We start from the raw sequence: 16,050 nt of genomic DNA, 5'->3' as shown, positions 1-16,050 counted from the left end.
TTTTAGGAGGATATACATGCGTAAAGAAGAAGTATTCGAAATCGTTAAAGGTTGTATTTGTGAAGTTCTACCGGAATTAAACGATCACCAGTTTCAGTATGACGATCGCTTGGTAGATTTGGGTGCGGATTCGGTAGATCGAGCCGATATTGTAATGAAGTCTATGGAAGCATTATCTCTTAATATTCCGCGCGTTGAGTTATCTGGCGTTAAAAATGTAGGAGAGTTGGCAGATGCGCTCTATGCCAAATTATAAAGAGCCTGAGTTAGTTATTACGGGAGTTGGTGTTACTTCGTCGATTGGGCAAGGGAAGACTGCCTTTGCTTCGGCGCTGTTCAAAGGGCAACATGCATTTGGAGTTATGCAACGTCCAGGCAGAAAGGGAGAAGCTTCATTTATAGGTGCGGAGCTGCCATCTCTGTCTTATCCGGAGACCATTTCCAAACGAATGTTACGAACCGCATCATTTTCAGGACAGGTGGCAATGGTTACCCTTCAAGAGGCCTGGGATGATGCTCAATTGGATGACGTGGACCCTAGCTGCATAGGATTGGTGATTGGAGGCTCCAATTTTCAGCAACGGGAATTATTTCAAACCTATGAGGCTTATCGGGAAAAAATGCACTTTGTATCTCCGACCTATGGGCTGTCCTTTATGGATACTGATTTGTGCGGATTATGCACTGAGCAATTCGGTATTCAAGGGTTAGCGTATACTGTCGGCGGGGCTTCCGCGAGCGGACAAGTCGCCATCATTCAAGCGATTGAGGCAATTCAAGCAAATCGGGTTGATGTGTGCATTGCGATGGGGGCGTTGATGGATATTTCGTATTTGGAATGCCAGGCATTGCGATCTTTGGGAGCCATGGGAAGCGACCGATATGCCGACCAACCAGCAATGGCGTGTCGCCCCTTTGATAAGATGCACGATGGATTTATATACGGGGAATCTTGCGGAGTTATCGTCATAGAGCGGTCGGATTTTGCAATGAAGCGGCAGGGGAAACCTTATGCAAAGCTTGCAGGCTGGGATATGGGGATGGATCGGAACCGGAACCCCAATCCTTCTTATGAGGGCGAGGTTCGAGTGATTAAAAGGGCCTTAGAGAAAGCGAAACTGTCGCCGGAAAAAATTGATTATATTAATCCCCATGGGACAGGCTCTGTAATTGGGGACGAGATCGAAATAAAGGCAATACAGGATTGCCAATTATCACATGCTTACATCAATGCAACCAAATCCATTATCGGGCATGGTCTGAGCGCAGCCGGGACGGTTGAAATTATTGCTACTCTTCTACAAATGAAAGAGTCGAAACTTCATCCTACCCGCAATTTGGAGGAGCCGATCAAAGTGGATTGCAACTGGGTGAAAAATGAGTCCATCCCAGCGGTTATTCACAATACTATGAATTTGAGCATGGGATTTGGCGGGATCAATACGGCCATCTGTATGCAAAAGTATGAGTCGGGCATTTAAGAAAGGGGGAGCATTATGGTATTGGTAGGAATAGAAGCAATGAATGTTTTTGGGGGCTCAGCCTATCTAGATGTCATGCAATTAGCGCAGCACAGACAGTTGGACCCTGCGAGATTTGAAAATTTATTAATGAAAGAAAAGGCTGTTGCCCTGCCCTATGAAGATCCGGTTACCTTTGGAGTCAATGCGGCAAAACCGCTGGTGGACGCCCTCTCTGAAGCGGAAAAAAACCGCATCGAAATGCTCATCACCTGTACAGAATCAGGAATTGATTTTGGAAAATCAATCAGTACATATATTCACCACTATTTGGGACTGAATCGGAATTGCAGGCTATTTGAACTCAAGCAAGCCTGCTATTCAGGTACTGCCGGACTCCAAATGGCGGTGAATTTTATTTTATCCCAAGTCTCGCCAGGGGCCAAAGCGCTTGTTATTGCCAGTGATATCTCACGATTTATTGCCGCTGAAGGCGGGGATGTTTTGAGTGAGGATTGGTCTTACGCTGAACCAAGCGGAGGGGCAGGGGCTGTGGCCATGCTCATTAGTGAAAATCCTCATATATTCCAAGTCGATGCGGGCGCTAATGGATATTATGGCTATGAGGTGATGGATACTTGCCGGCCGATACCAGATAGCGAGGCCGGAGATGCGGACTTGTCTTTAATGTCCTATCTGGACTGCTGCGAGCAAGCATTTTTGGAATACCAGAAACGGGTACAAGGAGTGGACTATAAAGATACCTTCCAGTATCTTTCCTTCCATACTCCATTCGGTGGAATGGTAAAAGGAGCTCATCGCACGATGATGCGAAGGATTACTCAGGCCAAGCCCAATGAGATTGAGGCGGATTATGTACAACGTGTCAAGCCAGGATTGGAGTATTGCCAACGAGTCGGCAATATTATGGGTGCGACCTTGTACCTGTCCTTGGCAGGCACGATTGATAAGGGCACATTTGATTCTCCGAAGCGGATTGGTTGCTTTTCCTATGGATCAGGCTGCTGCTCGGAATTTTATAGCGGGGTAGTGATGCCGCAAAGCCAGGAATATCTGCGTCGTTTTGAGATCGAGCGTAATTTGAATGATCGGTATCAATTATCCATGGATGAATATGAATCCTTGCTGAAAGGCAGTGGCGCTGTACGTTTTGGAACCCGCAACACCAAACTTGATTTTCAATTGGTTCCTGGAGTGATCGATTCCGGGAAAGGGAGACAGCGATTATATCTGGAGGAAATCTATGAATTCCACCGCAAATATCGGTGGGAATCATGAATTATCAAACAATTCAGGTTCGGTTTCAAGAATCGATTTGTTACTTACGGTTTTACCGACCAGAGGCAAATAACACGATTAATAACACCCTCATTGAGGAATGCATGCATGCGCTTGCACTGTGTGAGGAGTCGGTTACGATCGTTGTTTTGGAAGGCCTGCCGGAGGTGTTTTGTCTTGGAGCGGATTTTCAAGGAATGTACGAAAAAATGGCAAATGAACATGAGCATGCACAGAATCCAGAACCTCTATATGATCTGTGGTTAAAACTGGCGACAGGGCCCTATATCACGATTTCTCATGTGCGAGGAAAGGCAAACGCTGGCGGCATTGGATTTATTGCTGCCAGCGACATTGTGATAGCAGATCAGACAGCACAGTTCAGTCTGTCGGAATTGTTATTTGGGCTTTTCCCTGCTTGTGTTCTGCCCTTTTTAGTACGCAGAATTGGATTCCAAAAAGCGAATTATTTGACATTAATGACACAGCCGATTATGGTTGAGCAGGCTCTTACATGGGGATTAGTCGATGCATATGATGCCCAGAGTGATACGGTGCTGCGCAAGCATTTATTACGCCTCAGACGATTGTCCAAAACGGGTATTTTACGCTACAAACGCTTTATGGACGAACTCAGCGATTTGCGTCAGTATAAATCACTGGCGCTGGCGTCCAATCAAGAGGTGTTTTCAGACGCTCAAAATCTGAAGGGCATTTTCCGATATGTCGAAACAGGTCAATTTCCGTGGATGGACTGATGGGCGTTTGCCACAAGACGGGATGCTGAGGGGGAAGTAGATCATCATGTCACAATCTGTGGTTGAGTTACTTGAGATCGAGCGAGGGATTATCCAAGTAACAATGCAAGATAGAGTTCATAAAAATACATTTACACTTGAAATGACTCATGGACTTAGAGAAGCGTTCCGTACGATCCAGGATGACTCGACCTGCAAAGTCGTAATTATAACAGGGTATGACAACTACTTCGCCACGGGTGGAACGCAAGAAGGACTATTGGCTATACATGAAGGAACATCAAAGTTTACTGATGAAAATATTTACTCTCTAGCATTGAACTGCAAAGTTCCAGTGATAGCTGCTATGCAGGGCCATGCGGTTGGTGGGGGCTTTGTCATGGGGCTATTTTCTGATTTCGTAATCCTGAGTAAGGAAAGTATGTACACGACTAATTTTATGAGATACGGATTTACACCAGGAATGGGTGCGACGTTCATTCTTCCCCAAAAACTCGGGTTCAGCCTGGGAGAAGAATTATTGTTAAATGGGGGGAATTACCGAGGCGCAGAACTGGAGAAGCGAGGAGTGCCGTTTCCAGTTTTGCCTCGCAAAGAAGTGATGAGCTATGGATTGGATCTTGCTAGACAGCTGGCCGAGAAACCCAGATTTTCATTAATCACATTAAAGGATCATCTGGTTGCTTCACTCCGTGCTCAGCTTCCCAAAATCGTAGAACAAGAGCTGATTATGCATGAGAAGACCTTTCACCAAGCCGAGGTTAAAGAACGAATCATCAACCTGTTTGGAAAATAATAACTTTTTCACATCCTTATTTATTTATATTTGTTGGACGCTTTTACGGTTTTTCATGGGAATCTGGAAACGAGTGTGAAAGGGGCGCATAGCCTTTCTCATCACTCGTTTTTTCTTTGCTACTTTCGTTAGGCAACGCTTCAAGCGTGAAACAGTAGCTCAAAATAGACATCGTGATAAGCATTTGGCTCATGTTGTATTTAAATTTTGTGTTTGAGGAGTTGGTGGATGAATGACACGTAAACATGATCAAAGATCAGACTTTAATATCCCGATCCTTTCTTTTATGGAAACTTGCCGGCAATTTCCTGAAACAGAGTTGTTTACTTTTGAGAATGAAGGAGAGCATCCTCACGTTCTTACGGGGACCACGCTTTTGCTGCAAGTGCAAACTTTGGGCAACATTCTAATGAAAGAACTGGCTGCGCAGGAAAGAGCGCTCCTTGTATTTCCTCAGGGTCTGGGATATATCAGCAGCATGCTGGCATGTTTTTATGCAAACATCGTAGCCATCCCTACACCCATTACAGCAGCAGAGCCAGATGAAAAAATGCTTGAGAAAATAAAGCCTATTCAAACGGATTCCGGGGCTGTATGTATCATAACAAATACTGCCTTCAAAGCTTTTCTCCAAACACAACCGGAGTATAGAACGTTTCGTATCCTAAATATTGATGAGATTCTTCAAGAGAGCGCCGCCCACGAAGATATAAAGATGAGAATGCCAGCACCTGAAGATATGGCCCTTTTGCTGTACACATCAGGCTCTACATCACTGCCTAAAGGTGTAATTCTCAGCCATAGATGTTTGATGAATCAGGTTAAGGCTGAGCAATGGAGAATTGACCAAAATAGCCGTATCGTTTCCTGGATGCCGCAATTCCATGCTTTTGGACTGCAAAACAATATTTTGGTACCGCTATTGAATGGCGCCTCAAGCATTATTCTCCCGCCAGAAAGCTTTGCTAAAAATCCGGAGCACTGGATTCAGATGATTGACAAGTATCAGGCTACCCATACGGCTGCGCCAAACTTTGCATTCGATTACTGCTGCTCCACCTTGGACGTAGCTTTACTACAGGAATATTCTTTGCACCATCTTCAAGCTATTATATGTGCAGGTGAGCCCATTCGGAAGGAAAGTTACGAAAATTTTGTCCATCATTTCCGGGCATTGGGGCTTAAAGAAGATATATTTTGTCCTCTTCTTGGCTTATCTGAGCTGTGTCCTGTTACCAGTGTAAAACCGGGCCAGTCGATGAGATTTCTTAATTTGGATATTCCTAGCTTGGAGCAAAGAAGAGTCCAATACACAGATGAGAAGAACCCATCGAAGTCCGTTGTCAGTTGCGGGGAGATCGAAGCTCCGACAGAAATACGGATTGTTCATCCTGAAAGTCATATGCTATGCCTGCCAGAGGAAATCGGCGAGATTTGGATTAAATCCGATCGGATGGCAGAGGGTTATTTAAATAGGAAGCAAGAAACGGACAGCACTTTTGAGGCGGTACTTTCCAGTACACGAGAAGGCGGTTTTTTCCGTACAGGTGACCTTGGCTTTATTGCAGACAATCATATTTATGTCATCGGCAGAGAGAAGGAAGTCATTATCATTCACGGCAAAAATCATCATGCTGTCGATATTGAATGGACCATCCAAAAGAATATGCCGGAGTTGACCTTGCCTATCGCTGTATTTGCCTCTGAAGTCAAAGGCCAGGAAAAGGTAATCGTCGTACAAGAGATTGAAACGTCCCTTCATAAGCAGGAATATAAACGACTGGTCGAAAAGATGTTAAATGCCGTATCTGGGACACATCAACTTGAGATTTATGATATATATTTGCTGCCAAAAGGTAGTATTCCCAAAACGGGGAGCGGGAAAATCCAAAGAAAGGTTTGCCGTAATGCTTACATCAAACAAGAGCTTAGGGCACTTTATCAATATCGGAGTGCACTCTCAACAGCGTATTCGGGTATTGGAGAAACGGATGCTACTGTAGACGCTGTTTCGTTGATACAGCTGAAGATTCAGGAATATATGGTGCAATTTTTGCAACGGGAACTGAATTTGGAGTCCGAGGCAATGGATTTGAATAAAAATATTCACGGTTATGGCATCGATTCCATTCTTATCATGAAGCTCATACGCGGCATTGAAAAATCTTATCCGATCAAGGTTAATGCAAGAGAAATTCTAGAGTACCCAACGATTCAACTACTATCGGCTTATTTAGCCAAAAAGATTGAAAAAGATAAACCGGTTGTAGAGATCAAGACCGAAACAATCCTGCATGGTTTGCAACAGAATCCACTTTCTGAAGTTCAAAAAGGGTTGTGGCTATTACATAAAATGTATCCTGAAATAAATGCTTACAATGTACCAATATGTCTCCGATTTAATACGAAAGTTGAGATAGAGAACGTTAAACAGGCTTTCCACACCGTTTTAGAGCAATATCCTATTCTAAAAAGTGTGATTGAAGAGGATAATGGGACACCTTATCAAAAGCTGGAGTCTGCTCAGCCGTTCAATATGCAGATAGAGGATATTTCAAGCTTGAAAGCGGATGAAATCATTCCCTTTATTCGGAGCAAGGCAAAGCAGCCATTCGCGCTGGAACAGGACCCTTTGATGCGTGTTTATCTGATGTCCAGGTCCGAACAAGAACATTTCATACTGGTGGTCATCCATCATATTATTTTTGATGGTAGTTCTTTCATCCTTTTTATTCAAAGCTTTTTAGATGCATATAAGGACTTGGGACAAGGAAAGAGACCAGTCGTTTTACCACCTGCCGCGAGCTATAACGATTTTGTGGAATGGGAACAAACGATGCTGGCGAGTGCAGAAGGGGAAAAGCATTTTTCCTATTGGAAGCAACAACTGTCGGATGCTTTACCGACTCTAGAGCTTCCATATAACCGCTCAGGTTTTCTGACTCCGAGCATGGAAGGACAAACATACACCAAGCGGCTTCCAGTTGATTGGGTCAATCGGGTAAAATCTTTCGCCCGTACGCAATATATGAGCTTGTCTACCGTCTTGTTAGGTATGTATGTGATATTGCTTAACCAGTATTCGAAACAGGAAGACATCATCGTTGGAATGCCAGTTATGGTACGACCAGAGGAGCGTTTTGATCAATTAATCGGATATTTTGTCAATATGCTTCCAATACGCAGCCAAGTGTCGGAAACAGAGACATTCCTGGATTTTATGAAAAAATTGCAAATCACCGTAGTCAATGGGATGGATCATGCTCCTTATCCTTTTCCGGCTCTGGTTCGAGCATTAAATGTGCCACGTTTGCAGGCGAGCTCGCCTGTTTTTCAGGCAGTTTTTTCTTACCAAAATTTTCTGCAAACTTCAAGCTTGCAGCAGCTTTGTGCGCCGTATAGCGATAGCTTTACCGTTGAGTTGGTAGAGGAAATTCACCAGGAAGGTGAATATGAGCTGGTATTGGAGCTGCTGGAGCAGGAAGAAGAGCTGACATTAAATATCAAATACCGTTCCGGTTTGTTCGATGAATCAACCATCGTACAGATGGCTGAGCGTTACATCGGATTAGCGGAAGCACTTATGAGCAATCCTACAGCTGCCCTGCAGGACTATTCATTACTTTTGCAAGAGGAAAAGAACAGCGTCCTTTATGACTGGAATGCGACCGAAATAAGTTATCCAGATAAATGCTTCCCTGAATTATTCATAAAACAGGCAAGGAAAACGCCTGACGCTATTGCAGTCGTGTATGAAGAACAATCGCTTACCTATCGGGAATTAAAAGAAAAGAGCACATTGCTCGCTCTATATTTGCAAAATCAGGGCGTTACCCCTGATACGCTGGTAGGAATTTGCATGGAACGGTCTTTAGAAATGGTCATTGGGCTGTTGGGAATCCTTCTGGCGGGAGGAGCCTATGTGCCGCTTGATCCGGACTATCCCGAGGATCGATTGGAGTATATGCTGCAGGATTCCAATGCATCCCTTGTCATTACGCAATCGGGATTGTTGGAAAAAGTATCTCGGCTGGCAGGGAGTCATGTGAACTGCATTGTTCTTGATAACGATTGGGATCTTCTTACAAGTAGTATAAAGGGGAGAAAGACACTCAAACGGGAAGTGCAGCCTAGCCATTTGGCATATGTGATATATACCTCTGGAAGTACAGGGAAACCCAAAGGGGTCATGATCCCACACAAAGCGTTGACCAACTTTCTTCTTTCCATGGGAGAAAAGCCAGGCATAACAGAGCAGGATAAACTGCTTGCAGTGACAACGTATTGCTTTGACATCGCGGGACTGGAGTTATATCTACCTTTGATTAAAGGCGCTCAATGCTATGTTTGCAGTTCTGAAAAAGCTAAGGATGCCGAAAGACTCAAGCAGGAGATTCAAAAAATAAAACCGACAATGATGCAGGCAACACCTGTGACTTGGACCATGCTTTTTCAAGCTGGCTGGAAGAACGAAGAAAATATGAAAATGCTCTGTGGCGGAGAAGCACTTTCGGAAACATTGAAATCTTATTTTGTGCATAACAACGGTGACGCATGGAATATGTTCGGTCCGACTGAGACGACGATTTGGTCTACAATTCAAACGATTACCGCCGACAAGCCGATTTCGATCGGTAAGCCTATTGCCAACACCCAGATTTATATTTTGGATCAGCTTCTTAGACCTGTACCTATCGGATTTCCGGGTGAGCTTTTCATTTCGGGCAATGGCTTGGCCAGAGGCTATCTGAATCAGCCGGTGCTTACGGATGAAAAGTTTATTGACAACCCATTCAAGCCCGGAACTAAGCTCTATAGAACCGGAGATTTATGCAAGTGGCTTTCTGACGGTTCCATTGAATATTTGGGTCGGATGGATTATCAAGTGAAAATCCGCGGGTTTCGAATTGAGCTAAGTGAAGTTGAAGGTCAGGTCAGAACATATCCGGGAATTGATGAATGTGTCGTGATCGCCAAGGAACAAGGAGGGGATAAGCAGCTTGTCGCCTACTATTTACGCAACAACTCTCAGTTCGGGGAATCCTCACTTGATCCGAAAGAAGTACGAAATTATTTAAAAGCATTCTTGCCTTATTATATGATTCCAGCATTCTTTATCGAACTGGACAAGCTGCCATTGACCCCGAATGGCAAAATAGATCGGAAGGAATTAATGGGTCGTAGGGTCGAGCTGGCGACAGCAACAAGAAAAATCCATTTGCCGCAATCGGATGTTGAACAACAAGTTTTAACAATATGGAAAAAGCTTCTGGATATCGATCATCTAAGTACGGATGATGCTTTTTTCGACGTGGGCGGAAATTCTTTTTCAGCCGCAGAGATGATTAGAAGGATCAAGGACAAGCTGGAATGTGATATTTCGGTGACAGCATTGTTCAAGTATCCAACGGTTAGGGAACTTAGTGCCTATATTACGAAAGTAAAAGGCGAGGCACCAGCTTCTGCAACAGAACAAACAGATACTGCTAAAAATACCATTTCACAGGGATTAGACTCGGAGGAAGATGAACATAAACCATCCTACCCTGATTATTATGAGGATAGTATCGCAATTATAGGAATTTCGTCCCATTTCCCGGGTGCAAAAAACCACATTGAGTTTTGGAGCAATTTGAGGGCAGGGGTGGAAAGTGTCCGGTACTTTTCTGAGGAAGAACTAGCCCAGTTAGGGCTGGAGAGAGAGATTGTCGAGCATCCAAACTATGTGCCCGGACAATGCACGATTGAGGGAAAAGAGTATTTCGACCCTGAGTTTTTTAATTTGTCCCAGAAAAATGCAGAATTTATGGATCCTCAGATGAAATTGCTGCTACAGCATGCATGGAAGGCCGTTGAAGATGCTGGCTATGTTTCCAAAGAGATTCCTGAAACCAGCGTGTATATGTCGGCGAGCAGCAGCTTTTATCAAGCCTTTATTCCTAATTTGGCATCGCAATCACCTAATGTCCTGAGGAATGCGGATGAATATGTAACCTGGATTTTGGCACAAGGCGGGACCATTCCTACTATGATCTCTCATAAATTAGGATTTAAAGGTCCCAGCTTATTTGTGCATTCCAACTGTTCTTCTTCGTTAGTCGGACTTCGTCTAGCTTCGCAAAGCCTGTTGTCTGGTGAAGCAAAATACGCCTTGGTTGGAGCGTCAACAATCTTTCCTTTCAACAGCTTAGGTTATGTGTATCAGCCTGGCTTGAACTTTTCTAGTGATGGCCATATTAGAGCTTTTGACGATTCGGCAGACGGAATGATTGGCGGAGAAGGGGTTGGAGTTGTTCTACTGAAAAAAACGCTGGATGCCATTAGAGACGGTGACCATATTTATACGATTTTACGAGGGGTTAGCGTGAACAACGATGGGACTGACAAACTAGGGTTTTATGCTCCAAGTGTTAAGGGTCAGTCTGAAGTTATTCAGAAGACGATCGAATCAACCGGAATTCATCCCGAAACGATCAGTTATATTGAGACACATGGAACCGGAACCAAATTGGGCGATCCGGTTGAATTTGCTGCCCTGAATGATACATTCAGGCAGTATACAGCCAAAAAACAGTTTTGTGGTATTGGATCGGTCAAAACCAATATCGGACATTTGGACACTGCAGCAGGTTTGGCGGGGTGTATTAAAGTCGCTTTAAGCTTATACCATAATGAGATTCCTCCTACGCTTAATTATGATACACCCAATACCGATATCCATTTGTCTGAATCGCCTTTTTATGTTGTTGATAAACTGCGGAAATGGGAACAAGCGTCGGCTCCCCATCGAGCGGCGCTGAGCTCTTTTGGCATAGGCGGAACGAATGCTCATGCCATTTTCGAACAATTTGTAGCTAATGATGAACCCGAACGTTCTAAATCCAGTTTGGTGAACGATGCTGCTAAGTATCTTGTTCCTTTGTCTGCCAAAAATGATCAGCGCCTTAAGGCATATGCTGGGGACCTCTCGGCTTTCTTGACAGCTTCTCAAGAAATCAATTTGTCGGATGTATCTTTTACGCTTCAAACAGGACGAATGGCAATGAAATGTCGGGTAGCGTTTATCGTCAAGAATACGAGCGAGCTGGTGCAAAAATTGGATTCGTTCGCGAATGGACAAGAACATATCGAGAATTGCTGGAGGGGAGAAAATAACCAGCAAGATTCAATGCAATGGTTTGAACAGGAAGAAGTGTTCAAGGAATTAGTGAGCAAATGGATCTCAAATCGTGAAATGAACAAGCTGGCAGAGCTATGGGCCAAAGGCTTCTATATCGATTGGAAATTGCTGTATTACGATATGCGACCGAAAAGAATCAGTCTGCCTACGTATCCTTTTGCTCAGCAACGCTGCTGGGCTCCTGAGGTTGAGGCTGGAGCAGCAAGGGTCAGAGCAGTGGCGGAAGCACCTGCGACTGCAGCCAGCCAAACTCTGATGTTTGAGCCAGTCTGGAAGGAGCAGGACGTACCTCCAGAGGTCGAAGCCCCTGCCTACGACCGCCGTATCATCTTACTGTGTGAGCCGGACGAGGCTTTACCTGAACGGCTTGAAGCGCGAGTGAACGGAGCGGCACAGGTCTTGGCCTTCTCATCTGGGAAGAGCCGGGTGGATGAGCGGTTTCAGACCTATGCCGTTCAGGCCTTTGAGAGCATCCAAAGCCTACTCAAAGACAAGCCTGCCGGAAGGGTGCTGGTTCAGCTTGTCGTGACGGCGGCTGGAGAAGGACAGCTCTTTTCAGGGCTTTCGGGTCTGCTGAAGACCGCCCGGCTGGAAAATCCAAAATTCATCGGGCAATTGATCGAAGTGGAACAGGGAGAATCTGCGGAAAGCCTGCTGGCGAAATTGGAAGAAAACAGCCGCAGTCCGTTGGATGGATGGATTCGCTATGAGGGTGGTCAACGCAAAACCGCTTGCTGGAACAGGTTGGAGCCATCTCGGTCAGATGAGGAGCTGCCATGGAGAGATGGGGGCGTGTATCTCATCACCGGCGGCTCTGGCGGCCTGGGGCTGCTTGTTGCCGAAGAACTGGTTCGGCGCACCCGAGCAGCGACCTTAATCCTGACAGGGCGGTCGACACTGGACGGCAACAGACAAACTCGGCTGAAGGAACTGGAGTCCTCAGGAGCCAGAGTGGTGTATAAGCAGGGGGATATCACTGACAGGAACACGGTTACCAGCTTGCTGGAAAGCATTCAGGAAGAATTCGGGCGTGTTCACGGGATTATCCACTGCGCTGGGATCATTCACGATAACTTCATTCTCAAGAAAAGCAGGGAAGAATTTATCGAGGTGCTGGGACCGAAGGTCCAAGGGCTGGTTCATCTAGATGAGGCGAGCAGCGGTCAGGATCTGGACTTCTTCGTGCTCTTTTCCTCCATCTCGGGCAGTATGGGAAATCTGGGACAGGCCGATTATGCCACCGCCAACGCCTTTATGGATGCGTACACAGCATACCGGAATACCCTGGTGGAAGCCCAGCAACGGCGGGGCCGGACGCTATCCATCCGCTGGCCGCTGTGGAAAGAGGGCGGGATGCGGATTGATCCGGACACAGAAAAACTCATGAGACAGAACATGGGCATTACGCCCCTACAGACCGAGTCGGGCATTCAGGCGTTGTACCAATGCCTGACCTCAAGCAAGGATCAGGTGATGGTCATGGAAGGAGAGCCAGAGAAAATCGAGGCCTATCTGGCGAAAGCCGTCTCGCAGGCCGGCATCTGTGCGGTAGAGGCAGCTGGATCGAAGCTGGATGCGGGTTTACTGTACGATAAAACCTTGTATCATCTCAAGGAGCTATTGGGAGAGGTGACCCGGCTGAGCGTCGGTAGCATTGAAGCCCAAGAACCGCTAGAGCGTTATGGGATTGATTCGATTATGATTACCCAACTCAATGCCAAGCTGGCAGAGTCTTTTGGCGAGCTATCCAAGACGCTATTTTATGAGTACCAGACCTTGCGTGCCTTGGCGGAATATTTGGTGTCGGAATACACACCGGAATGCATGCAGTGGGTTGGAATGAGCATGGACAAGGAACGGGTAGAGGAAACGGCTGCGACAACCCGGTACGCTGAAGAAGAAAGCACGCAAATTGCGAGGCAGACGATAGCGGAGGAGGCGACAGCGAAGTCCAGAAGCTACGTGGAGCCGATTCGAAGCTACGCGGAGCTTGGCGCAGAGGAAACACGAGAACCGATCGCCATCATTGGCATGGCAGGAAAGTATCCAGGTTCGAGGGACATGAACGAATATTGGGAAAATCTCAAGGCAGGAAAGGATTGTGTCAGCGAAATCCCGCAGGAACGCTGGAAACTGGAAGGATTCTTCCAGCCTGACAAACAGGAAGCGGTAGCTGATGGCAAAAGCTACAGCAAGTGGGGCGGCTTTATCGAAGGCTTTGCGGAATTCGACCCATTGTTTTTCAATATTGCACCGCGAGAAGCCCTCAGCATGGATCCTCAGGAAAGGCTGTTTATTGAAGCTTGCTGGGAAGCGATGGAGGACGCAGGCTACACCAGAGAACAGCTTGCGGTACGACATAACAGCCGTGTAGGTGTGTTTGCGGGAATTACCAAAACGGGCTACGAGCTTTATGGGCCGGAATTATGGAAGATGGGGGCCAAAATATTTCCCCAAATATCCTTTAGCTCGGTAGCCAACCGGATTTCGTACCTGTTTAATTTGCAAGGGCCGAGCATGCCGGTGGATACGATGTGTTCGTCCTCGTTGACTGCGATTCATGAAGCGTGTGAGCATCTGTACCGCGGAGAATGCGAGCTGGCTATGGCAGGAGGAGTGAACCTGTATCTGCATCCGCTGAGCTATGTCGGACTTTGTGCGAATCAGATGCTGTCCGTAGACGGACAGTGCAAGAGCTTCGGAAAGGGAGGCAACGGCTTTGTCCCAGGAGAAGGTGTGGGGGTCGTGCTATTGAAGCCGTTGTCAAAGGCGATAGCAGATGGGGACCCGATCCATGCGGTCATCCGGGGAACGAGCATCAACCATGGAGGCAAGACCAACGGGTATACCGTGCCTAACCCGACTGCTCAAGGGGAGCTAATCCGGTCGGCTTTGGAACGAGCCGGGGTACATGCCCGGACCATCAGCTATATCGAAGCTCACGGAACTGGCACAGAATTGGGAGATCCCATTGAAGTGACCGGTTTGACCCAGGCCTTCAGAAAGGACACGGCAGACAAGGGATTTTGCGCCGTGGGCTCTGTGAAGTCCAACATCGGACATTTGGAGGCGGCAGCGGGCATCGCAGGGATTGGGAAAATTGTCCTGCAGATGAAAAACCGGACGCTGGTTCCCAGTCTGCATGCCCAGGAACTGAATCCGAACATTCCTTTTGAGCAGACGCCGTTTGTTGTCCAGCAGGAGCTGGAGGAATGGAAGCGGCCGGTGGTTGAGCTCGATGGAGAGACACGGGAATACCCGAGAATGGCAGGGATTTCATCGTTTGGAGCAGGAGGCGCCAATGCTCATGTCATCATCAAAGAGTACGTTCCGGAAGAGAAGATGCCCATTCGTGTAACAGCTCACCATCCTGTGATTATCGTATTGTCGGCCAAAAATGAGGAACGGCTGAAGCAGCAGGTCGAGAGATTGCTGTCCGTGATCGAGAAAGGAGAGGTCACAGAGGGCAATCTGGCCGATGCAGCCTACACGCTCCAGGTAGGACGTGAAGCGATGGAAGAACGCCTAGCGGTCATTGCTGAATCGCTACCGAAACTGGTGGAAAAGCTGCAAAGATTCTTGGAAGGCCACGACGGGATTTCCGAGCTGTATCGAGGACAGGTCAAGCGAAACAAAGAGGCACTGTCCGCACTGTTAGAAGATGAAGATATGGAAAAAACGATCGCTGCCTGGATCGGGAAACGGAAATACGCGAAGATAGTGGATCTGTGGGTAAAGGGACTGGCGATGGACTGGAGCATGCTTTATGGAGATGCCAAGCCGCAGAGAATAAGCTTGCCAGCCTATCCTTTTGCAAAGGAGCGGTATTGGATCACGGATATTAAAACCAAGCAGGCTTCCATTGAATCTACCAAATCTGTACAGTCAACAGATATATTTGTTGATCAAAGAACACCTGAGACAGCGGCAAATATTTCGCAAAAGTATAGAAAAGAAAGCGAAGATCCAAATTCCGAAGCTATTCCTTCGTATATCCAGAATATTCAGAGCCATATTTCCACCAGTGTCAAAATGAAGAAGATGCCAGATATTTCTTATCTAGCGGCTGAATACGAAAGAATTCCTTCGACTATGGTCGACAACCAAGCTTACTCGAAACAGGATGGGACGACGCGAGGGACTAATCGGATGAGGAGGCTTACAGATGAAGGAAATGAATGATGTCTTATGCAAATTGCTATGGGGTTATTTGCAGTTGATGGGATTATGCCCCTATGCACATATGGACAAGAAAGCTATGATTAATGATTTTAAAACCAAAACAGCATTGCTGAATTTATACGATCGCTGGCTTGAAGAAAGCATAGAGGTATTGGCGCGGAATCATTATTTTTACCGTAAAGGAGACTCTTATAGCGTAACGGATACAGCTTTGGTTGATCTGCAGGCTGTATGGAAGGAATGGGAATTGAAGAAAGGGGAATGGCTGAAAAATCCGGATCTCTCGGCCTGGGTTGTACTCGTAGAATCAACATTGCGCAAGCTACCGGAAATTTTGACCGGAAACATACCTGCCACTGACATTGTTTTTCCTCA

General features: G+C 46.3%; 7 protein-coding genes (1 of these 7 only partly in view). All 7 read left to right on the top strand.

What is annotated here, in order from left to right; genetic code table 11:
• Nucleotides 1-16: 16 nt before the first annotated feature.
• Nucleotides 17-256 carry an acyl carrier protein gene (locus HFD99_RS02500; protein WP_016821485.1) on the top strand — a complete coding sequence of 80 codons (240 nt, stop codon included), beginning with the start codon at nt 17-19 and terminating at the stop codon, nt 254-256.
• The gene (locus tag HFD99_RS02495) at nt 234-1,481 is read left to right on the top strand and encodes a beta-ketoacyl synthase N-terminal-like domain-containing protein (protein ID WP_019687994.1); all 1,248 of its coding nucleotides are present in this window, start codon (nt 234-236) and stop codon (nt 1,479-1,481) included. The genes HFD99_RS02500 and HFD99_RS02495 overlap by 23 nt, the downstream gene beginning before the upstream one ends.
• A 15-nt stretch (nt 1,482-1,496) precedes the next feature.
• On the top strand, nt 1,497-2,759 hold the full coding sequence (locus HFD99_RS02490; protein WP_016821483.1) for a hydroxymethylglutaryl-CoA synthase family protein: 1,263 nt from the start codon (nt 1,497-1,499) through the stop codon (nt 2,757-2,759).
• Nucleotides 2,756-3,517: an enoyl-CoA hydratase/isomerase gene (locus HFD99_RS02485; protein WP_019687993.1), complete on the top strand. Its 762-nt coding sequence runs from the start codon at nt 2,756-2,758 to the stop codon at nt 3,515-3,517. Before HFD99_RS02490 ends, HFD99_RS02485 begins: the two co-directional genes overlap by 4 nt.
• A 46-nt stretch (nt 3,518-3,563) precedes the next feature.
• On the top strand, nt 3,564-4,313 hold the full coding sequence (locus tag HFD99_RS02480) for a polyketide synthase (RefSeq protein ID WP_031461756.1): 750 nt from the start codon (nt 3,564-3,566) through the stop codon (nt 4,311-4,313).
• Nucleotides 4,314-4,545: 232 nt separating this feature from the next.
• Nucleotides 4,546-15,675 (top strand): non-ribosomal peptide synthetase, encoded by an 11,130-nt coding sequence (locus HFD99_RS02475; protein ID WP_123797381.1) that lies wholly within the window; start codon nt 4,546-4,548, stop codon nt 15,673-15,675.
• Nucleotides 15,659-16,050: the beginning of an SDR family NAD(P)-dependent oxidoreductase gene (locus tag HFD99_RS02470; protein WP_167440796.1), read on the top strand. It continues 19,348 nt past the right edge of the window; 392 of the gene's 19,740 nt are visible here — the first part of the coding sequence; it begins with the start codon at nt 15,659-15,661; the stop codon falls past the right edge of the window. Before HFD99_RS02475 ends, HFD99_RS02470 begins: the two co-directional genes overlap by 17 nt.

The sequence above is a fragment of the Paenibacillus sp. EKM301P genome (genome assembly GCF_011800295.1).
Classification (GTDB): domain Bacteria; phylum Bacillota; class Bacilli; order Paenibacillales; family Paenibacillaceae; genus Paenibacillus; species Paenibacillus polymyxa.
Note: the sequence above shows the minus strand (reverse complement) of the source record. Positions and strands in the feature narration are given on the sequence as shown.